This is a genomic window from uncultured Kocuria sp. (assembly GCF_947500125.1).
Lineage (GTDB): Bacteria > Actinomycetota > Actinomycetes > Actinomycetales > Micrococcaceae > Kocuria.
The window spans coordinates 17290-37273 of sequence record NZ_CANMRA010000033.1; the positions used below are offsets into that span (position 1 = coordinate 17290).

Genomic DNA, 19984 nt, shown 5'->3' on the forward strand with positions numbered 1-19984 from the left:
CATGGGCGCGCAGATCCTCGACGGCCGGGCGGCCTCCGCAGCCATCAAGGCCGAGCTGGCCGAGCGCGTCGCCGTCCTGGCGGAACGGGGGATCACCCCCGGCCTCGGCACGGTGCTCGTGGGCGAGGACCCCGCCTCGCGCTCCTACGTGGGCGGAAAGCACCGGGACTGCGCCGAGGTCGGCATCTCCTCGATCCGCCGCGACCTGCCCTCGGACGTCTCCCAGGCGGAGCTCGAGCGGGTCCTCGACGAGCTCAACGCGGACCCCGCGTGCACCGGCTACATCGTCCAGCTGCCGCTGCCGGAGCACATCGACACCAACGCGATCCTCGAGCGCATCGACCCCGACAAGGACGCCGACGGACTGCACCCGACCAACCTCGGCCGCCTGGTGCTCAACGTCTCCGAGCCGATGGCCTCCCCGCTGCCGTGCACGCCCAACGGGGTCGTCGAGCTGCTGCGCCGGCACGACGTCGAGCTCGCGGGACGGCACGTGCTCGTCGTGGGCCGCGGCGTGACCGTCGGCCGGCCGATCGGGCTGCTGCTGACCCGCAAGGAGATCAACGCCACGGTCACCCTCGCCCACACCGGCACGACGGACCTCGACGAGCTGCTGGCCCAGGCCGACGTCGTCGTGGCCGCCGCCGGGCGACCGCACATGATCACCGCCGACAGCCTCAAGGACGGCGTCGTGCTCCTCGACGTCGGGGTCTCCCGCGTGGAGGACCCCGGGACGGGGAAGAAGAAGCTCACCGGCGACATCGACCCGGCCGCCGCGCAGAAGGCCTCCTGGATCTCGCCGAACCCCGGCGGGGTGGGGCCCATGACCCGCGCCATGCTGCTGCTCAACGTCGTGGAGACCGCCGAGCGGCACGCCGGGATCCGCTGAGCGTCGTCCACCTCCTCACGCCCCCCGGAGCCCGCGCCCCGGGGGGGCGTGACCGTCCCCGGCGCCGGCACGGGAGGGTGCCCGCACCGGTTCGTGGCCCGGCCCGGGATTTGAGACAATGGGGACCATGCGCTCCCTCGGATCCCCGACCCCGTCCACCTCCCCGGCCGCCGAGCCCGGCGGCCGCGCCGCCCGGTGGGGCACCGCGCTCGGCCTCGCCGTGCTCGTGGTCATCTTCGTGGCGGCGCTGCTGCAGGCCGCGAACGCGAACTCGTGGCTGGGCTGGACGCTCGCCGGCATCGCCCTCGGCTGGCTGCTGCTCGCCACCTGGGTGGTGCTCATGGTCCGCAAGGCCGCCCGGTTCGGCCGCCGGCAGGTGGACGAGGCCCGGGAGCAGCTGCGCACCGGCTCCGGCCGTGCCCCCGCCGCCACCCGCTCCGGCGCCGCGGACTCCATGCGGGACGAGAAGCTCTCGCACAGCTTCCAGATCGTCCTGGTCCAGTCCAAGGTGATCAAGCAGGAGCTCGCCGCGCTGCCGGTCGAGGGCCCGGAGCGCGAGGCGCTGGACCGCGCCCTCGACACGATCGACATCACGGCCGGCAACGGGATGAGCATGCTGCGCCAGGAACCCCTCAGCGGCACCGTGGTCGACTGACCCCCGTCCGCCCCGCAGCACGACCCCCCCGCTCGTCACCACCCGGAAGCCAGGAGCCCCCGCATGTCCCGCCCCGAGAACGTCCTGCGCGTCGCCACCGTCAACGTCAACGGCATCCGCGCCGCCTACAAGCGCGGCATGGCCGACTGGCTGAGCGGACGCGACGTCGACATCCTGTGCCTGCAGGAGGTCCGCGCCCCCGACACGGTCGTCCGGGAGCTGCTCGACGAGCAGGCGTGGAACGTCCACCACGCCGAGGCGGCCGACAAGGGCCGGGCCGGCGTGGCCGTGGCCACCCGCCGCGACGCCCGCGGCGGGTCGCTGCTGCCGGTCGCACGGCGCGGCTCCATCGGCCACGAGCACTTCGAGACCTCCGGCCGATGGGTCGAGACCGACCACGCCCTGGCCGACGGCAGCACGCTGACCGTGGTCTCCGCCTACGTCCACTCCGGGGAGGTCGGCACCCCCCGCCAGGACGACAAGTACCGCTTCCTCGACGTCATGACCGAACGGCTGCCGGAGCTCGCCCGCGGCAGCGACCACGTGCTCGTCGTCGGCGACCTCAACGTGGGGCACACCGAGCTCGACATCAAGAACTGGAAGGGCAACGTCAAGAACGCCGGCTTCCTGCCCGAGGAGCGGGCCTACTTCGACCGCTTCTTCGGCGAGCACGGGTACCGCGACGTCGCCCGGGACCTGGCCGGGCCGGTGCCCGGCCCGTACACGTGGTGGTCCTACCGCGGCAAGGCCTTCGACACCGACGCCGGGTGGCGCATCGACTACCACATGGCCACCCCGGGGCTCGCGGCCCGGGCCGTGACCGCCGTGGTGGACCGTGCCCCCAGCTACGACACCCGCTTCTCCGACCACGCGCCCGTGGTGGTCGACTACCAGCTCTGACCCCGTACCCGCTCCGCGCCCACCCGCGCACGCCCGATCGAAGGACCCCGCACCGTGACCCCTGAGCCCGCCCCGTTCGACGTCCCCACCGCCTCCGGCAAGCCCCGTGTCGTCTCGGGGGTGCAGCCCTCGGCCGACTCCCTGCACCTGGGCAACTACGTGGGCGCCGTGCGCAACTGGGTGGACCTCCAGGACGACACCGAGTGCGTGTTCTTCGTCGCCGACCTGCACGCCGTCACCGCCGAGCAGGACCCGGCCACCCTGGCCCAGCGGACCCGGGTCACGGCGGCCCAGTACATCGCCGCGGGCATCGACCCCGAGCGCTCCACCCTGCTGGTGCAGTCCCACGTGCCCGAGCACGCGCAGCTGGCGTGGGCGCTCAACTGCATCACGGGCTTCGGCGAGGCGTCCCGGATGACCCAGTTCAAGGACAAGTCCGCCAGGCAGGGCGCCGAGAACGCCACGGTCGGCCTGTTCGCCTACCCGGTGCTCATGGCCGCGGACATCCTGATCTACCAGGCCCACCAGGTCCCCGTGGGCGAGGACCAGCGTCAGCATCTCGAGCTGACCCGCAATCTCGCCCAACGCTTCAACACCCGGTTCGGGGACACGTTCGTGGTCCCGGAGCCGACGATCCTCGCCGAGTCCGCCAAGATCTACGACCTGCAGAACCCCACCGCCAAGATGTCCAAGTCCGCGGCGTCGGAGAACGGGCTGATCCGGCTGCTGGACCCGGCCAAGAAGAACGCGAAGAAGATCCGATCCGCGGTCACCGACGACGGGACCGAGATCCGCTTCGACCGCGAGGCCAAGCCGGGCATCGCCAACCTGCTCACCATCTACTCGGCGCTCACGGGCCGTCCCGTGGACGACGTCGTGACGGAGTACGAGGGGAAGCTGTACGGCCACCTCAAGGTGGGGCTGGCGGAGGTGGTCACCGAGACGCTGGACCCCATCCAGGAGCGCGCCCACGAGCTGCTGGACGACCCCGCGGAACTGGACCGCCTCCTCGCCCGGGGCGCCGAGAAGGGCCGGGAGATCACCGTCCGGACCCTCGCGGGCGTCTACGAGCGGATGGGCTTCCTGCCGCGCCTGGGCGGGTCCGGGGGGCTGGGCTAGGCTGGGTCCCGTCCTGTGAGGAGTTGAGTTGACCCGTACGCAGCAGTCCCCCACCATCCGCCCCGGCCAGGTGTACGCGGGCGTGGTGATCGAGCTGCCCGAGCCCGTGGGCCGGGAGCTGCAGGACTGGCGCGCGTCCTTCGGGGACCCCGCCTCCTACGCCGTGCCGGCGCACATCACCCTGATGATCGCCCCGCAGGCGGAGCACTGGGACGACGTCGTGGAGCGGGTGGGCTCCGTGGCCCGCGAGTGGGAGCCGTTCCGGGTGGAGATCAACGGGACCGGCACGTTCCGCCCCGTGAGCCCGGTGGTCTACCTGCGCATCCAGGAGGGCGAGGAGCAGTGCCGGGCGCTGCACGAGGCCCTGCACCAGGAGCAGCTCGTCTCGGCGTCCCCCTTCGAGTTCCACCCCCACGTCACGATCGCCCAGGCCGTGGAGGAGGAGGACCTCGACCGGGCCCAGGACATGCTGCGGACCTACCGCGCCGGGTTCCTCGTGGACCGGATCGGCCTCTACGAGCTCGACGGCCTCGGCGTCTGGCAGATCCGCGAGGAGTTCCCCTTCACGGGGCGCGACCGCGACCGGGCCTGAGCCGCCCCGGCCATGAGCACCCGCGCCGGCCCCCGTCCCGGTCCCGCCCCGAAGCTGCCGCCCCGCGCGGTCGACCGGCACGGCATGCGACGCGAGGCCCTGCGCCAGCGGGCGCTGCTGCGCGAGAAGCGGGCCGCCGGCACCGGCGCCCTCGGCCTGGCCGGGTCGGCGCTCGCGGCGGCGCTCGCCGAGGTGTACCGGCGGATGCCGGTCCGCGTGGTGCTGCACTACCTCTTCCACGGCGGCCCGCTCATGGCGGCAGGCCTGTCCTTCGTGCTGATCTTCGCGTCCACGGCCCTGCTGGTGATGGGCTTCTCCGTGATCGGCGTGTTCCTCGGCAACGACCCCGTGGTGCGCGACGCCGTGGTGGAGGCCGTGACCGAGCGCGTGCCCGGCCTGCTCGACACCGGGGACGGGGGAGTGGTCCCCCTGGAGCTGCTCGAGGACACCCGGCCCTTCACCCTCGCCACGGTGATCGGCGGCGCGGTCCTGTTCTTCTCGGGCTGGCGCTGGGTCTCGGGGGTGCGGCTCGCGTTCCGCCGGCTCTTCGAGGTGCCCCCGGCGCAGGGCCTGCCCATCGCGGCCGTGCCCCGGGACCTGCTGGGCCTGCTCGTGCTGGGCGTGCTGCTGGCGCTCTCGGTCGTGGCCAACGGCGCGGCCTCGGGCTTCCTGGGCTTCCTGCTCAACACCACCGGGGAGCTCGGCTGGGGCCGCGGACCCGAGTGGCTGCGCACCGGGCTGACGTGGGCGCTGAGCACCCTGCTCGTCGTGGTGCTCGACGCCCTGTTCGCCCTCGAGCTCGTGCGCGGCGTCGCCGGGCTGCGGATCACCCGCCGCGCCCTGATCGTCACGGTGCTCGCCGCGGCGGCCGGCAATTTCGCGCTGCGCTACATCGGGGGCACGATCGTCGCCGGGGCCACCACCAACCCGTACCTGCTCTCGGTCGCCCTCGTGGTCGGCGTGCTCCTGTGGTTCTACCTGTTCAACCAGATCCTGCTGTTCTCGGCGGCGATCGGGGCGATCGTGCACGCCGACCAGCGCGGCGGGCGGGTGCACCCCGACGGCGAGAGCGTGGCCATCACCGTGGTGCCCATGGCCTCCCTGCCCGGGCGCCGCTGAGCTCCCGCCCCGCACGGACGACGGCGGCCCGCCCCCTGCCGCGCAGGGGACGGGCCGCCGTGGCCTCGGGGCACGCTCACATGGAGCGGCTCAGGATGGCGTTCTTGACCTCGGCGATGGCCTTCGTGACCTGGATGCCGCGCGGGCACGCCTCGGTGCAGTTGAAGGTCGTGCGGCACCGCCACACGCCCTCCTTGTCGTTGAGGATCTCCAGGCGCAGGTCCCCGGCGTCGTCGCGGGAGTCGAAGATGAACCGGTGCGCGTTGACGATCGCCGCGGGCCCGAAGTACTGGCCGTCGGTCCAGAACACGGGGCACGACGACGTGCACGCGGCGCACAGGATGCACTTGGTGGTGTCGTCGAAGCGCGCCCGGTCCTCCTGGGACTGGTAGCGCTCCATGGTCGGCTCGTTGCCGCCGGCGACCAGGAACGGCATGATCTCGCGGTAGGACTGGAAGAACGGCTCCATGTCCACGATCAGGTCCTTCTCGCACGGCAGGCCCTTGATGGGCTCCACCGTGACGGGCTTGGACAGGTCGAGATCCTTGAGCAGCACCTTGCACGCGAGGCGGTTCTGGCCGTTGATGCGCATCGCGTCCGAACCGCACACGCCGTGGGCGCAGGAGCGGCGGAAGGACAGCGAGCCGTCGATCTCCCACTTGACCTTGTGCAGGGCGTCCAGCACGCGGTCGGTGCCGTACATGGTGAGCTTGAACTCGTCCCAGTGGACCTCGTCGGAGACCTCCGGGTTGTAGCGGCGGATCTGCAGGGTGAGGTCGAAGGTGGGGATCTCCTGCTCGCCCTGCTGCTCCTCGGGCAGCTCCACGCGCGCGGCGGGCTCCCCGCCCTCGGCGTTCTCGGCGGCGGGGTCCACGGCCGGGGCGTCGGCCTCGTCCCGCTCGTCCACGGACCCGGCGTCCGCGTCGGTCTTGTAGCCGGCGCGGTCGTCCTGGTCGTGGCCCGGGGCGTGGCCGTGCTCGGGAGCGCGGTCCTGGGGGTCGTCGTCGCGGCCGTCCTCGGGCCGGTCGGGAGTGTGTGCGGTAGACATCAGTACTTACGCTCCATGGGCTCGTAGCGGGTGAAGATGACGGGCTTCGTCTCCTGCCGGATCCCCGCGGTGGGGGAGGAGGGGTCGAGGTAGACCATCGAGTGCTTCATGAAGTTGGCGTCGTCGCGCTCCGGGAAGTCCTCCCGGAAGTGCCCGCCGCGGGACTCCTCGCGGTGCAGCGCGGCCACGGTCATGACCTTGGCGAGCTGCAGGAGGAAGCCGAGCTCCACGGCCTCGAGCAGGTCCAGGTTGAAGCGCTTGCCCTTGTCCTGGATGGAGATGTTCGCGTACCGGGCCTCGAGGGCGGCGATGTCGTCCAGCGCCGCCTGCAGGGTCTCCTCGGTGCGGAACACCTGGACGTTGAGGTCCATGGTGTCCTGCAGGTCCTTGCGGATCGCGGCGACCTTCTCGGTGCCGGTGCCGTTGCGGGCGTTGTCGAGCAGCGCCACGGTGCTGTCCAGGGCGGTGTCCGGGACGGGCACGAACTCGGCCTGCTGCGCGTACTCGGCCGCGTAGATGCCGGCGCGCTTGCCGAACACGTTGATGTCCAGCAGCGAGTTGGTGCCCAGGCGGTTGGAGCCGTGCACGGACACGCAGGCGACCTCGCCCGCGGCGTACAGGCCCGGGACCACCGTCTCGTTGTCCTGGAGCACCTCGGCCTTGATGTTGGTCGGGATGCCGCCCATGGCGTAGTGGCAGGTCGGGAACACCGGGACGGGCTCCGTGTAGGGCTCCACGCCCAGGTACGTGCGGGCGAACTCCGTGATGTCGGGCAGCTTCGCGTCGATGTGCGCCGGCTCGAGGTGGGTGAGGTCGAGCAGGACGTAGTCCTTGTTCGGCCCGGCGCCGCGGCCCTCGCGCACCTCGTTGGCCATGGAGCGGGCCACGATGTCGCGGGGGGCGAGGTCCTTGATGGTGGGGGCGTAGCGCTCCATGAACCGCTCGCCGTCCGCGTTGCGCAGGATCCCGCCCTCGCCGCGGGCGGCCTCGGAGACGAGGATGCCCAGCCCGGCCAGGCCGGTCGGGTGGAACTGGATGAACTCCATGTCCTCGAGGGGCAGGCCGTTGCGGAACGCGATCGCCATGCCGTCACCGGTGAGCGTGTGGGCGTTGGAGGTCGTTTTGAAGACCTTGCCGGCGCCGCCGGAGGCGAAGACCACGGATTTGGCCTGGAAGACGTGCAGCTCCCCGGAGGCGAGGTCGTAGGAGACGACGCCGGCGACGCGGCGCTGACCGTCCACCTCGGTCATGATCAGGTCCAGGACGTAGTACTCGTTGAAGAACTCCACGTTGTGCTTGATGCAGTTCTGGTACAGCGTCTGGAGGATCATGTGGCCGGTGCGGTCCGCGGCGTAGCAGGCGCGGCGCACGGGGGCCTTGCCGTGGTCCCGGGTGTGGCCGCCGAAGCGGCGCTGGTCGATCTTGCCCTCGGGGGTGCGGTTGAAGGGCAGGCCCATCTTCTCGAGGTCGAGGACGGCGTCGATGGCCTCCTTGGCCATCACCTCGGCGGCGTCCTGGTCGACCAGGTAGTCACCGCCCTTGATGGTGTCGAACGTGTGCCACTCCCAGTTGTCCTCCTCGACGTTGGCGAGGGCCGCGCACATGCCGCCCTGCGCCGCGCCGGTGTGGGAGCGCGTGGGGTACAGCTTGGTCAGTACGGCAGTTCGGGAGCGCTGACCGGCTTCGATGGCGGCGCGCATACCGGCACCACCGGCGCCGATGATGACCACGTCGTACTTGTGAACCTGCATACCGGTGTGTTCTTTCTGTTGGGTGTTCCGTCGGATGTGCTGGGGCCCGGTCGTCGGTGACCGGACGGCGGAGGCGGCCCGCCGCGGGGCGGGCCGCCTCCGGCAGGGATCAGCCCGCGGCGCAGAAGCTCGCGAGCAGCGCGGGGTCCGCGCCGGCCGGGCAGGGCTCGAAGGTGAAGATGACCAGGGTGCCGAGCAGGATCACGAAGGCGGACGTGGTGAAGAGGAAGACCTTCAGCCAGAACCGGGTCCGGTCCCGCTCCGCGTAGTCGTCGATGATCACGCGCAGGCCGTTGGTGCCGTGCAGCATCGCGAGCCACAGCAGGAGCATGTCGAAGACCTGCCAGAACGGGCTGGCCCACTTTCCGGCCACGAACGCGAAGTCCACCGCCTCGACCCCGCCCTCCGGGGAGACCAGGTTGACCCACAGGTGGACGAAGACGAGCACGAGCAGGACCACGCCGGACAGGCGCATGAACAGCCACGCGTACATCTCGAAGTTGTTGCGGCGGGAGGAGGAGCGGTTGTACTTGACGCCGTTGACCTCGAGGTCCTTGCTCCGGGGAACCGAGATGCTTGCCTTGAGCGGAGTGCTCATCGTGAATTAACCCCCGAAGATGTTGGACAGGTGACGGATGAGGAACGGGACCATGACGACGACCCACAGGATCAGGACGCCCCAGAGCATCTGCTTCTGGTACTTGGTGCCGCTGGACCAGAAGTCGACCATGATGATGCGCAGGCCGTTGAACGCGTGGTAGACGATGGCCGCCACGAGGCCGGCCTCGCCGAGGCCCATGACCGGGTTCTTGTAGGTCGCCATGACCGCGTTGTAGGCCTCGGGCGAGACCCGCACGAGCGCGGTGTCCAGGACGTGGACCAGAAGAAAGAAGAAGATGGCCACGCCGGTGATGCGATGGGCCACCCAGGACCACTGGCCATGGGCCTGGCCGCGGTACAGGGTGCCCTTGGATGTCTTCGCCACTGAAAAACCTCCCTGAGTCGCTCGCCGTCGTGCGCTCTAGAAATATCCGGGAATTCGCACTGCGCACGACGTGAGCGGAGCCCTCCGGCTCTGTGTCGGATGATGCGCGAGTTCCCTGCCACGATACCAGCACGGACGGTGTTTACTGACAGCCTGTCCCGCGCCGGAGCGCGGTTCCCGCCGCGTGCGGACGTCGTTTTCCGTGGGTTTACGGGGCGAGGTCGTATGGTGTTGTCCGTGACCTCCCCACTCGTGCACTTCCACCCCTTCATCCCTGCCGGAGGGGTCGGCTCCCGGCTGTGGCCCCTGTCCCGGGCCGACGCCCCCAAGTTCCTGCTCGACCTGACCGGCTCCGGCTCGTCCCTGCTGCGCGCCACGTACGACCGGCTCGCGGGCCTGGGCGGCGGCCCGGTCATGGTCGTGACCGGGCGCACGCACGCCGCGGCGGTCTGCCGCCAGCTCCCGGAGCTCGCCGCCGAGGACCTCGTGCTCGAGCCGTCCCCGAAGGACTCGGCGGCGGCCATCGGCCTGGCCTGCATGCTGGTCCAGCGCCGCGACCCCGAGGCGATCGTCGGGTCCTTCGCGGCCGACCACGTCATCGAGCCCGCCGACGCCTTCCAGGACGTCGTCCGGGAGGCCGTGGCCGCGGCGGCGTCGGGGCGGATCGTGACGATCGGCATCCCGCCCAGCTCCCCGGCCACCGGCTTCGGCTACATCCGGGCCGGCGCCCAGCTCGGGCTGCCGGACGCGCCGCACGCGCTGCAGGTCGAGGAGTTCGTGGAGAAGCCCGACGAGGACACCGCCCGCCACTACGTGGCCGGCGGCAACTACACGTGGAACGCCGGGATGTTCGTGGCGCCCGCGTCCCTGATGCTGCGCCACCTCGCGGCCAGCCAGCCGGAGCTGCACGCCGGGCTCACCGAGATCGCCGACGCCTGGGGCACGCCCGCCCAGGACGAGGTGGTGGACCGGGTGTGGCCCGGGCTGCCCAAGATCGCGATCGACTACGCCGTGGCGGAGCCCGCGGCGGCCGCCGGGGACGTCGCCATGGTCCCGGCGAGCTTCACCTGGGACGACGTCGGGGACTTCGCCGCGATCCGGCGGCTCAACCACGTCGACCCCGAGTCCGACCCCGACATCACCATTCTCGGCGACAACAGCCGGGTGCTCTCGGACAGCTCCAGCGGCATCGTCGTCTCGGACACCGGCCGGCTGATCGCCCTGATCGGGGTCGAGGACATCGTCGTCGTCGACACTCACGACGCGCTGCTGGTGACCACGCGCGAGCATGCGCAGCGCGTCAAGGACGCGGTGGCCTCGCTCAAGCAGAGCGGCAACACGGACGTCCTGTGATCGTCCCGGGCCGTGCGCGCCCGGGAGTAGTCTGGGCAGATGCCTGACGCGCCATCCACCTCCACGGCCATGGAGGCCGGCCTTCCGCCCGCCATCGGCCCCCTGCTCAAGCGGTACCTGCCGGACCTGATCGCCTTCCGCCGGGACCTGCACCGCCACCCGGAGCTGTCCTACCAGGAGTTCCGGACCACGGACCGGATCGTGGGCGCCCTCGAGAACATGGGCCTCGCCCCGGTGCGGCTCTCGGACACCGGGTGCTACGTGGACATCGGGCACGGGCCGATCGCCGTGGGCCTGCGGGCGGACATCGACGCGCTGCCGATCCAGGAGGGCACCGGCCTCGAGTACTCCTCCGTCAACGACGGGGTGGCGCACTCCTGCGGGCACGACATCCACGCCACGGTGATGGTCGGGGTGGCCAAGGTGCTCGCGGACCTGCACCGCACCGCCCACATCGCCGGCACCGTGCGGATCGTCTTCCAGCCCGCCGAGGAGCAGCTGCCCGGCGGTGCCCTCACCGTGATCCGCCAGGGCGTCCTCGAGGGCGTGCCGCGGATGTTCGCCCTGCACTGCGAGCCCAAGGTCGACGTCGGCCAGGTCGGCACCCGGATCGGCGCGATCACGTCCGCCTCCGACACCGTGCGCATCGAGTTCACCGGCCGCGGCGGGCACACCTCGCGCCCGCACCTCACGCAGGACCTCGTCTACGCGATGGCCCAGATCGCCGTGAACGTCCCGGCGGTGCTGTCCCGGCGGATCGACGTCCGCTCCGGCGTGGCCGTGGTGTGGGGCCAGATGCACGCCGGGGTGGCCCCCAACGCGATCCCCGCCACCGGCTTCATGTCCGGGACCATGCGCTGCCTCGACGCCGACGCCTGGCACCGGGCGGGCAGGCTGCTCGACGAGGTCGTGCACCAGGTCGCCACGCCCTACGGCGTGGACGTGGAGCTGGAGCACATCCGCGGCGTCCCGCCCGTGGTCAACGGGGAGGTCGAGACCACCCTGATCGAGAACGCCGCCCGTGCCGAGCTCGGCGAGGACGCCGTGGTGCTGGTGCACCAGTCCATGGGCGGGGAGGACTTCGCGTGGTTCCTCCAGGAGGTCCCCGGGGCGATGATGCGGCTGGGCACGCGCACCCGCGGCGGGCACACCTACGACCTGCACCAGTCGGACTACGTGGCGGACGAGGCGGCGATCGGCTGCGGCATCCAGGTCATGGCCAACACGGCCCTGCGCGCCATCCGGCTGCACTCCCGGCAGGCACGGCCGGACGTCACGACGAATTAACACCGGCCTCCGGCCCCGCGTGCCTACCCGTGGGTAGAGTGGCACCACGTCGCGCTCCCGCGTGACCGGGCTCACGGCCCGGCCGCGCCCGTCTCCTGGAGGAACCATGACCTTCTCGCCCCGGACGTCCCGAGGACACCGCCCACTCTCCGCCGCCGCGCTGCTCGGCCTCTCCGCCCTCGTCCTCGCCGGCTGCGGCGCGGCCCCCGAGGAGGGCGGCGAGGCGCAGGAGCAGGCCACCGACTTCACCGGCTGCATCGTCTCCGACTCCGGCGGGTTCCAGGACCGGTCGTTCAACCAGAACTCCTACGAGGGCCTGCAGGCCGTCGAGGAGTCCATGGGCATCGAGGTCAACCAGGCCGAGTCCCAGGCCGAGACCGACTTCGAGCCCAACCTGACGTCCATGGTCCAGTCCGGGTGCGACCTGACGCTGTCCGTGGGCTTCCTCCTCGCCGACGCCACCCGGACCGTGGCCGAGGCCAACCCCGAGTCGGACTTCGCGATCGTCGACGACGCCTCGATCGACCTGCCCAACGTGAAGCCGCTCGTCTACAACACGGCCGAGGCGGCGTTCCTCGCCGGCTACGTGGCCGCGGGCAGCACCGAGACCGGGACCGTGGCGACCTACGGCGGCATGGACATCCCCACCGTGACGGTGTTCATGGACGGCTTCGCCGACGGCATCGAGCACTACAACGAGACCAAGGGCGCGGACGTCCGGCTGCTGGGCTGGAACAAGGACAGCCAGGACGGCACCTTCGTCAACAGCTTCACCGACACCTCCGCCGCGAAGACCACCACGCAGAACTTCATCAACGAGGGCGCGGACATCGTCCTGCCCGTGGCCGGGCAGGCGGCCCTCGGCACCCTCGACGCCGTGGTGGAGGCCAACAGCGGCGGCGGCGACGAGGTCCGCTTCGTGTGGGTCGACGCCGACGGCTACGAGACCCTCGACCAGGGCCAGGAGTACCAGCTCACCTCCGTGCTCAAGCAGATGAGCACCTCCGTGCAGGACGTCGTCGAGGCGGCCGCCGAGGACGAGTTCAGCAACGAGCCCTACGTCGGCACCCTCGAGAACGACGGCGTGGGCATCGCCCCGTTCCACGACCAGGAGGAGGCCGTGGGCGAGGAGCTCGCCGGCGAGGTCGAGCAGCTGCGCCAGGACATCATCGACGGCACGATCACGGTCGAGTCCGAGAACTCGCCGCAGGCCTGATCCGGACGACACCGACCACCGCGCCCACCGCCGCCGGCTCCGACCGCAGCCGGCGGCGGCGGCGTGCCCGCCCGGGAGCCGGCGGACGGCCCAGGAGGAGGACCACCGCACCATGAAGCTGGAACTGCAGTCCATCACCAAGCGCTTCGGCTCCTTCGCGGCCAACGAGGACGTCGACCTCGTGGTGGAGCCCGGGCAGATCCACTGCCTCCTCGGCGAGAACGGGGCCGGGAAGTCCACCCTGATGAACGTCCTCTACGGCCTGTACCGGCCGACGGAGGGACGCATCCTCGTGGACGGCGCCGAGGTGTCCTTCCGGGGGCCCGGGGACGCGATGGCCGCCGGGATCGGCATGGTGCACCAGCACTTCATGCTGGTGCCGGTGTTCACCGTCGCGGAGAACGTGGCCCTCGGCGCGGAGAGCACCCGCGGCGGCACCCTCGACCTCGAGACCACCCGCCGCCGGATCCGGGAGATCTCCCGGCGCTACGGCTTCCACGTGGACCCGGACGCCGTGGTCGAGGACCTGCCCGTGGGGGTGCAGCAGCGCGTCGAGATCATCAAGGCCCTCGTGCGGGAGGCGCAGGTGCTCATCCTCGACGAGCCCACCGCGGTGCTCACGCCGCGGGAGACCGACGAGCTGCTCGAGATCATGCGCCAGCTGCGCGGCTCCGGGAAGTCCATCCTGTTCATCTCCCACAAGCTGCGGGAGGTCAAGGCGATCTCCGACGTCATCACGGTGATCCGCCGCGGCCGGGTGGTGGGGCAGACGTCCCCGGAGGCCTCGACCTCCGAGCTCGCGGCCCTCATGGTGGGCCGGGACGTGTCCCTGACCGTCGCCAAGGACGAGGCCGAGCCGGGGGAGCGCGCCCTGCAGGTCTCCGGGCTCACCGTGATCGCGGACAACGGCGTGCGGCTGCTCGACGACGTCAGCTTCGACGTGGCCCGCGGGGAGATCCTCGCGGTGGCCGGCGTGCAGGGCAACGGCCAGACGGAGCTGGCCGAGGCGATCCTCGGACTGCGGGAGCGGGCCACCGGCTCGATCCGGCTGGGCGGCACGGAGCTGCTCGGGAAGTCCGTGCGCCAGGTCCTCGACGCGGGCGTGGGCTTCGTCCCAGAGGACCGCTCCACGGACGGTCTCGTCGGCTCGTTCACCGTCGCCGAGAACCTCGTGCTGGACCTCTACGGCGACGAACGCTTCTCCCGCGGGCCGTCCCTGCGGCTGGGCGAGGTCCAGGCCAACGCCCGCCGCGCCGTCGAGCAGTTCGACGTCCGCACCCCCTCCGTCGACGCCCCCGTGCAGACCCTGTCCGGCGGCAACCAGCAGAAGGTCGTGCTCGCCCGGGAGCTCTCCCGGCCCCTCGAGCTGTTCCTCGCCTCCCAGCCCACCCGCGGCGTGGACGTCGGCTCGGTCGAGTTCATCCACGAGCAGATCGTCGCCGAGCGGAACAAGGGCGTGCCCGTCCTCATCGTGTCGACCGAGCTGGACGAGGTGTACGCACTCGCCGACCGGATCGCCGTGTTCTTCCACGGCCGCCTCATGGGGATCGTGGGACCCGAGACCCCGCGCGACGTCCTGGGGCAGATGATGGCCGGGGCCACCGCCGAGGAGCTCCTCGCGGCCGGCCCCCGGCAGACCACCGCGCCGCCGGCCGGAGCCCGGCAGACCACTGCGCCGCAGACGAAGGAGCAGGCATGAGCGCCACCGGCACGGCCCCCGCGGCCGCCGACCAGCAGAAGGCGCCGCCGCCCACGGCCACCGCGGTGGGCTCCCGGAGCGCCTGGACGGGCTCCGCGCTGCAGTCCGTGCTCGCGATCGTCGCCGCCCTGGTCCTGGGCGGAGTGCTCATCGCCCTCACCGACGACCGTGTCGCCGACGCCGCGAGCTACTTCTTCGCCCGGCCCGCGGACACGCTGGCGGCGATGTGGGCCGCCGCCTCCTCCGCCTACGAGGCGATGTTCTACGGCGCCGTCTACAACCCGAACGGCACCACGTTCGCGCAGCGGGTCTACCCGCTCGCCGAGACCCTGACCGTGGCCACGCCGCTGGTCCTGGCCGGTCTCGGCGTGGCCGTGGCCTTCCAAGCCGGGCTGTTCAACATCGGCGCCCAGGGGCAGCTGCTCATCGGCGCCGCCCTCGCCGCCTGGGTCGGCTTCGCCTGGCAGCTGCCGGTGGGCGTGCACCTGCTCGCCGTGGTCCTCGCCGGGGCCGTCGGCGGCGCGCTGTGGGGCGCGATCGTCGGCGTGCTCAAGGCCCGCACCGGCGCCCACGAGGTGATCCTGACGATCATGCTCAACTACATCGCGCTCAACCTCGTCGCCTGGCTGCTCACCCGCCCGGCGTTCCTGCGCCCGGGCTCCTCCAACCCCGTGAGCCCCCAGGTCGCGGAGACCGCGATGTTCCCCAAGCTGCTGGGCGAGCAGTTCCGGCTGCACTGGGGCTTCGTGCTCGCGATCCTCGCCACCGTGTTCGTCGCGTGGCTGCTCCAGCGCTCCACGATCGGCTTCGAGCTGCGGGCCGTGGGCGCCAACCCGCGCGCGGCGCGGACCGCCGGCATCTCCGTCACGCGCGGCTTCGTCGTCGTCATGGTCCTCGCGGGCGCGCTCGCGGGACTCGCGGGCGTGGCCCAGATCTCCGGCACCGAGCGCGCGCTGACCGCGGGGGTCGCCGCGTCCTTCGGCTTCGACGCGATCACGGTGGCGCTGCTGGGCCGGTCCAAGCCCTGGGGCACCTTCTTCGCGGGCCTGCTCTACGGCGGGTTCCGCGCGGGAGGCGTCACCATGCAGTCGATGACCGGCACGAACATCGACATCGTCCTGGTCGTGCAGTCCCTGATCGTCCTGTTCATCGCCCTGCCGCCGCTCGTGCGGACCGGACAGGGCCGGGCCCGCTCCCGCCGCGGCCGGGGCACCACCGCGACCGGTACCACCACCGTGAGCGACACGGCGACCGCCACCACCACCGCGAGCGACACGGCGACCGCCACCGCGAGCGACACCGCGACCGGCACCACCACCGCGAGCGGCACCGCGACCGACACCGACACCGCCACCGAGGGAGGCCGGGCATGAGCTCGCAGCATCCGCACCCGCGTCCCGAGCAGGCGCCCTGGGCGTCCGGCGGCCCGGCCGGCAGCCCGGCCGGCGGCGCCGCCGCGGAGACCCTGCCCCCGCCTGGCGAGGCGGAGCTGTCCACGACCGCGGCCAACGAGGTCGTGGGCGTCACGAGCTGGCGCACCCCGGTGGTCCTCGCCCTCCTGAGCCTCGTGGCCCTCCTGCTGTTCGGCCTCAACGCCCCGGACAACCCGGTGAGCTTCCGCGTCTCGGAGGCCGGCGACCTCTTGCGCGTCCCGGACCTCGTGGTGCACGGCGTCCTCTGGGGCTGGCTCACCGTCGCCGTGCTCGCCGGGCTGACGGTCCTCGCGTTCCTGCGCGCCCGGGCCGGGGCGCACCTGCCCCGGTGGGCGGTGCTGCTGTTCGGCTTCTTCTTCGTCAGCGGTTTCCTCGTGTGGGTCGTGGGCAGCGCGCGCAGCCCGGACGTGTCCCTGTCCGGGCTGCTGGCCGGGTCCGTGGCCCTCGCCATCCCGCTGATCTTCGGCTCCCTGGGGGGCCTGCTGTGCGAGCGCTCGGGCGTGATCAACATCGCGATCGAGGGCCAGCTGCTGTTCGGCGCGTTCTCCGCCGCGGTGGCCGGCTCGCTCTCCGGCAGCGCCTGGGTGGGCCTGCTCGCCGCCGTGCTGGGGGCCGGGCTCGTCTCGCTCGTGCTGGCGGTCTTCTCGATCACCTACCGGGTCAACCAGGTGATCGTCGGCGTGGTGCTCAACGTGCTCGTGTCCGGGCTGACCGGCTTCCTCTTCGCCACGGTGCTGGAGTCGGACCCGGGCGTGTTCAACTCCCCGCCGCGGCTGCCGCGCTTCGCCGTGCCGGTGCTCTCGGAGATCCCGCTGATCGGACCGATCGTCTTCGACCAGTCCGTGATCGGCTACCTGATGTACGCTGCCGTGGCGCTCGTGTGGTTCGCGCTCTACCGGACGCGCTGGGGGCTGCGCACCCGGTCCGTGGGGGAGCACCCCAAGGCCGCGGACACCCTGGGCGTGAAGGTCAACGCCCTGCGCTTCCGCAACGTGCTGGTGGGCGGGATGGTCGCCGGTCTCGGCGGCGCCTTCTACACGCTGGTCTCCGTCTCCGCGTTCACCCGCGACATGACCTCCGGCGCCGGCTACATCGCGCTGGCCGCCCTGATCTTCGGGCGGTGGAACCCGGTCGGGGCGCTGCTCGCGTCGCTGCTGTTCGGCTTCGCGTCCAACCTGCAGTCGATCCTGTCCTTCCTGGGCACACCCGTGCCCAGCCAGTTCCTGGCCATGCTCCCGTACGTGGTCACGATCCTGGCCGTGGCCGGGCTCGTGGGCGTCTCCCGCGGGCCCGCGGCCATCGGCAAGCCCTACACCAAGGAGTGAGCACCCCGTGAGCGAGACCCTGCACACCGGCGGCGACCGGACCGGCGACGGTGCCGGGATCGACTGGGACCGGCTGCGGGAGGCCGCCGTGGCCGCCCTCGAGCACGCCTACGTCCCGTACTCGCACTTCCCCGTGGGCGCGGCCGCCCTCACCGAGGACGGGCGGGTGGTCTCCGGGTGCAACGTGGAGAACGCCTCCTACGGGCTGACCCTGTGCGCCGAGTGCAGCCTGGTCTCCGCGCTGCACATGTCCGGCGGCGGGCGGCTCGTCGCGTTCGTGTGCGTCGACGGCCGCGGTGACGTCCTCATGCCGTGCGGGCGGTGCCGGCAGCTGCTCCACGAGCACCGTGCCCCCGGCCTGCGGCTGCTCACGGTCTCCGGGGTGCGCACCATGGCCGAGGTGCTGCCCGACGCCTTCGGCTCCGAGAACCTCTAGCCGGACCTCCCGTCCCCGAAAGGACCCCCATGACCGAGCAGTTCGACGCCGTCGACGTCATCCGGACCAAGCGGGACGGCGGTGCGCTGTCGCCCGGGCAGATCGCGTGGGTCCTGGACGCCTACACCCGCGGGGTCGTGGCCGAGGAGCAGATGAGCGCCCTGGCCATGGCGATCTTCCTGCGGGGCATGGACCGGGACGAGATCGCGCACTGGACCCGGGCGATGATCGCCTCGGGCGAGCGGATGGACTTCTCGGCGCTCGTGCGCTCCGGGGCGCGCTCGGCCACCGCGGACAAGCACTCGACCGGCGGGGTGGGGGACAAGATCACGCTGCCGCTGGCCCCCCTCGTGGCGGTCTACGGCGTGGCCGTCCCGCAGCTGTCCGGGCGCGGCCTCGGCCACACCGGCGGCACCCTGGACAAGCTCGAGTCCGTCCCGGGCTGGCGGGCCGCCTTGTCCACCGAGGAGATGCTGGCCCAGCTGCGGGACGTGGGCGCGGTGATCTGCGCGGCGGGCTCCGGCCTGGCGCCCGCGGACAAGAAGCTCTACGCGCTGCGGGACGTCACCGGGACGGTCGAGTCGATCCCGCTCATCGCGTCCTCGATCATGTCCAAGAAGATCGCCGAGGGCACCCAGTCCCTCGTGCTCGACGTCAAGGTGGGCTCCGGGGCGTTCATGAAGGACCTCGCGTCCGCCCGCGAGCTGGCCCGCACGATGGTCGACCTCGGCACCGGTGCCGGGGTCACGACCACCGCGCTGCTCACCGACATGTCCACGCCGCTCGGCCTGGCGGTCGGCAACGCCGTGGAGGTCCAGGAGTCCGTCGACGTCCTCGCCGGCGGCGGCCCGGCCGACGTCGTGGAGCTCACCGTGGCGCTCGCCGCGGAGATGCTCGCCGCGTCCGGAATCTCCGACGCCGACCCGGCGGAGGCGCTGCGGGACGGCCGGGCCATGGACGTGTGGCGGGCCATGCTCGCCGCCCAGGGCGGTGACCCCGACGCCCCGCTGCCGCGGGCCCGGGAGTCCGAGACCGTCGTGGCCGAGGCCGACGGCGTGCTCACCGAGCTCGACGCCCTCCGGGTCGGCACGGCCTCCTGGCGCCTCGGGGCGGGCCGCGCCCGGCGCGAGGACCCGGTCCAGGCCGGCGCCGGCGTGCTGCTGCACGCCAAGCCCGGGGACACCGTCCGGGCCGGGCAGCCGCTGCTGACCCTGCTCACGGACACCCCCGAGCGCTTCGCGCGGGCCCGTGAGGCCCTCGAGGGCGCCGCCGTGGTGGCGCCGGAGGCGCCGGGGTCCCGCCCGGACCGGGCCGTGGTCCTGGAGACCGTCCGGTGATCGCCGGCCGCTGAAGCACCGGGGGCGGGTCCGGGGCCCGCCTATACTGCGGAGAGAACCAGCGCGAAACGAGAACCATAGGGCGTGCGCACACGCTCGGAAGGGTGGGTCCAGTTGGGTCTGCGAGGCATTTTCCGGAAGAACACCGAGGACAGCACACCGCGCCACGAGACCGGACGGCCCGAGCAGCCGGCCGGCCCGGCCGCCGGCCCCGACGGACGCGACACGGGTGCCCAGGACACGGCTGCCCGGGACACGGGTTCCCGGGACGCCGGTGCCCGTGACGCGGGTGGCCAGGACACCGGAGCCCGGCGCCCCGACGGGCGGGGCCCCGAGGAGCACGGCACGGAGGAGCCCCGGCCGCTGCCGGACCGCGGACCGCTGCCCTACCTCGTGGACCGGCTGACGTCCCGGGGGGCCGACCGCGCCGTGCTCACGCTCGTCCAGCGCGGCAACACCATGACGCACCAGACCGAGCAGTCCGTGGGCGACGCCGATCCGTCCGTGGAGTCCGGCACCGTGGACCAGGACTCCCCGCTCTTCGACCCCGTGGCCGATCTCTACAGCGAGGCCATGTCCTCGCCGCGCGGCGCGTGGCAGAACGCGCGCATCGAGGTGGGGCCGGAGCAGGACGGGGTCCGGTCCGTGGTGACGACCTACGGGTTCGCCGACGGCAGCGAGGACGTCCGGACCTGGCGGTCGGGCCGGCCCACGCCGGGCGGCCGGCCGGCCGCCGCCGGCACGGGCTCCGCCGGCACGGGATCCGCCGCCGACGCCCGGTCGACCGGTGGGACGCCGTCCCCCGGTGGGACCCGCTCCGCTGCCGAGACGCCGGCGGCG

General features: G+C 72.3%; 19 protein-coding genes. 15 read left to right on the top strand and 4 right to left on the bottom strand.

The genetic code is table 11. From position 1 onward, the window contains the following. Position 1 precedes the first annotated feature (1 nt). The 6 genes from Q0817_RS16990 (at position 2) to Q0817_RS17015 (ending at position 5274) form a co-directional block, all read left to right on the top strand. Positions 2-889 (top strand): bifunctional methylenetetrahydrofolate dehydrogenase/methenyltetrahydrofolate cyclohydrolase, encoded by an 888-nt coding sequence (locus Q0817_RS16990; protein ID WP_298590982.1) that lies wholly within the window; start codon positions 2-4, stop codon positions 887-889. A gap of 127 nt (positions 890-1016) precedes the next feature. Further along, on the top strand, positions 1017-1544 hold the full coding sequence (locus Q0817_RS16995) for a hypothetical protein (protein ID WP_298590985.1): 528 nt from the start codon (positions 1017-1019) through the stop codon (positions 1542-1544). 63 nt (positions 1545-1607) lie between these two features. Continuing rightward, entirely contained in the window at positions 1608-2444 is an 837-nt protein-coding gene (locus Q0817_RS17000; RefSeq protein ID WP_298590988.1) for an exodeoxyribonuclease III, read from the top strand. Positions 2445-2498: 54 nt separating this feature from the next. Continuing rightward, the gene (trpS, locus tag Q0817_RS17005) at positions 2499-3563 is read left to right on the top strand and encodes a tryptophan--tRNA ligase (protein ID WP_298590993.1); all 1065 of its coding nucleotides are present in this window, start codon (positions 2499-2501) and stop codon (positions 3561-3563) included. A 28-nt stretch (positions 3564-3591) separates the two neighbouring features. Further along, positions 3592-4155, top strand: coding sequence for a 2'-5' RNA ligase family protein (locus Q0817_RS17010; RefSeq protein ID WP_298590996.1), 564 nt, complete (start codon positions 3592-3594; stop codon positions 4153-4155). A 12-nt stretch (positions 4156-4167) separates the two neighbouring features. Continuing rightward, the gene (locus Q0817_RS17015) at positions 4168-5274 is read left to right on the top strand and encodes a YihY/virulence factor BrkB family protein (RefSeq protein ID WP_298590999.1); all 1107 of its coding nucleotides are present in this window, start codon (positions 4168-4170) and stop codon (positions 5272-5274) included. A 76-nt stretch (positions 5275-5350) separates the two neighbouring features. On the opposite strand, the gene Q0817_RS17020 is transcribed toward Q0817_RS17015, so the two are convergent. From Q0817_RS17020 to sdhC, 4 genes are all read right to left on the bottom strand, one after another. Continuing rightward, entirely contained in the window at positions 5351-6322 is a 972-nt protein-coding gene (locus tag Q0817_RS17020) for a succinate dehydrogenase iron-sulfur subunit (RefSeq protein WP_298591002.1), read from the bottom strand. Beyond that, positions 6322-8073 carry a succinate dehydrogenase flavoprotein subunit gene (sdhA, locus tag Q0817_RS17025; protein WP_298591004.1) on the bottom strand — a complete coding sequence of 584 codons (1752 nt, stop codon included), beginning with the start codon at positions 8071-8073 and terminating at the stop codon, positions 6322-6324. The genes Q0817_RS17020 and sdhA overlap by 1 nt, the downstream gene beginning before the upstream one ends. 109 nt (positions 8074-8182) lie before the next feature. Beyond that, a complete protein-coding gene (locus Q0817_RS17030; protein ID WP_298591007.1) occupies positions 8183-8671 on the bottom strand; it encodes a succinate dehydrogenase hydrophobic membrane anchor subunit in 489 nt (162 codons plus the stop codon). 6 nt (positions 8672-8677) lie between these two features. After that, positions 8678-9058 (bottom strand): succinate dehydrogenase, cytochrome b556 subunit, encoded by a 381-nt coding sequence (gene sdhC / locus Q0817_RS17035; RefSeq protein ID WP_298591010.1) that lies wholly within the window; start codon positions 9056-9058, stop codon positions 8678-8680. Positions 9059-9283: 225 nt separating this feature from the next. Between sdhC and Q0817_RS17040 the strand changes: the two genes are divergently transcribed. From Q0817_RS17040 to Q0817_RS17080, 9 genes are all read left to right on the top strand, one after another. Continuing rightward, on the top strand, positions 9284-10411 hold the full coding sequence (locus Q0817_RS17040) for a mannose-1-phosphate guanylyltransferase (RefSeq protein WP_298591013.1): 1128 nt from the start codon (positions 9284-9286) through the stop codon (positions 10409-10411). 39 nt (positions 10412-10450) lie between these two features. Continuing rightward, positions 10451-11698, top strand: coding sequence for an amidohydrolase (locus Q0817_RS17045; RefSeq protein ID WP_298591016.1), 1248 nt, complete (start codon positions 10451-10453; stop codon positions 11696-11698). Positions 11699-11804: 106 nt separating this feature from the next. Next, complete coding sequence (locus Q0817_RS17050) at positions 11805-12914, top strand: BMP family protein (RefSeq protein ID WP_298591019.1); 1110 nt, start codon at positions 11805-11807, stop codon at positions 12912-12914. A 112-nt stretch (positions 12915-13026) separates the two neighbouring features. Further along, positions 13027-14613 carry an ABC transporter ATP-binding protein gene (locus Q0817_RS17055; protein ID WP_298591022.1) on the top strand — a complete coding sequence of 529 codons (1587 nt, stop codon included), beginning with the start codon at positions 13027-13029 and terminating at the stop codon, positions 14611-14613. Beyond that, positions 14610-15986 (top strand): ABC transporter permease, encoded by a 1377-nt coding sequence (locus Q0817_RS17060; RefSeq protein ID WP_298591024.1) that lies wholly within the window; start codon positions 14610-14612, stop codon positions 15984-15986. The genes Q0817_RS17055 and Q0817_RS17060 overlap by 4 nt, the downstream gene beginning before the upstream one ends. Beyond that, positions 15983-17371, top strand: a complete 1389-nt coding sequence (locus tag Q0817_RS17065; protein WP_298591026.1) for an ABC transporter permease — start codon at positions 15983-15985, stop codon at positions 17369-17371. Before Q0817_RS17060 ends, Q0817_RS17065 begins: the two co-directional genes overlap by 4 nt. A 7-nt stretch (positions 17372-17378) precedes the next feature. Further along, on the top strand, positions 17379-17807 hold the full coding sequence (locus Q0817_RS17070) for a cytidine deaminase (protein WP_298591028.1): 429 nt from the start codon (positions 17379-17381) through the stop codon (positions 17805-17807). Positions 17808-17836: 29 nt separating this feature from the next. Beyond that, the gene (locus Q0817_RS17075; RefSeq protein WP_298591030.1) at positions 17837-19144 is read left to right on the top strand and encodes a thymidine phosphorylase; all 1308 of its coding nucleotides are present in this window, start codon (positions 17837-17839) and stop codon (positions 19142-19144) included. A gap of 84 nt (positions 19145-19228) precedes the next feature. Further along, the coding region (locus Q0817_RS17080; protein ID WP_298591032.1) for a hypothetical protein at positions 19229-19984 on the top strand (756 nt) is incomplete at its 3' end.

Excerpts from the sequence above, each read along its gene's own strand:
- Q0817_RS17060 (WP_298591024.1), top strand. The coding sequence starts at position 14,610 with ATGAGCGCCACCGGCACGGCCCCCGCGGCCGCCGACCAGCAGAAGGCG.
- sdhA (WP_298591004.1), bottom strand. The coding sequence starts at position 8,073 with ATGCAGGTTCACAAGTACGACGTGGTCATCATCGGCGCCGGTGGTGCC.
- Q0817_RS17055 (WP_298591022.1), top strand. The coding sequence starts at position 13,027 with ATGAAGCTGGAACTGCAGTCCATCACCAAGCGCTTCGGCTCCTTCGCG.
- Q0817_RS16995 (WP_298590985.1), top strand. The coding sequence starts at position 1,017 with ATGCGCTCCCTCGGATCCCCGACCCCGTCCACCTCCCCGGCCGCCGAG.
- Q0817_RS17040 (WP_298591013.1), top strand. The coding sequence starts at position 9,284 with ATGGTGTTGTCCGTGACCTCCCCACTCGTGCACTTCCACCCCTTCATC.
- Q0817_RS17050 (WP_298591019.1), top strand. The coding sequence starts at position 11,805 with ATGACCTTCTCGCCCCGGACGTCCCGAGGACACCGCCCACTCTCCGCC.
- Q0817_RS17075 (WP_298591030.1), top strand. The coding sequence starts at position 17,837 with ATGACCGAGCAGTTCGACGCCGTCGACGTCATCCGGACCAAGCGGGAC.
- Q0817_RS16990 (WP_298590982.1), top strand. The coding sequence starts at position 2 with ATGGGCGCGCAGATCCTCGACGGCCGGGCGGCCTCCGCAGCCATCAAG.
- Q0817_RS17020 (WP_298591002.1), bottom strand. The coding sequence starts at position 6,322 with ATGTCTACCGCACACACTCCCGACCGGCCCGAGGACGGCCGCGACGAC.
- Q0817_RS17030 (WP_298591007.1), bottom strand. The coding sequence starts at position 8,671 with ATGAGCACTCCGCTCAAGGCAAGCATCTCGGTTCCCCGGAGCAAGGAC.
- Q0817_RS17015 (WP_298590999.1), top strand. The coding sequence starts at position 4,168 with ATGAGCACCCGCGCCGGCCCCCGTCCCGGTCCCGCCCCGAAGCTGCCG.
- Q0817_RS17065 (WP_298591026.1), top strand. The coding sequence starts at position 15,983 with ATGAGCTCGCAGCATCCGCACCCGCGTCCCGAGCAGGCGCCCTGGGCG.
- Q0817_RS17045 (WP_298591016.1), top strand. The coding sequence starts at position 10,451 with ATGCCTGACGCGCCATCCACCTCCACGGCCATGGAGGCCGGCCTTCCG.
- Q0817_RS17000 (WP_298590988.1), top strand. The coding sequence starts at position 1,608 with ATGTCCCGCCCCGAGAACGTCCTGCGCGTCGCCACCGTCAACGTCAAC.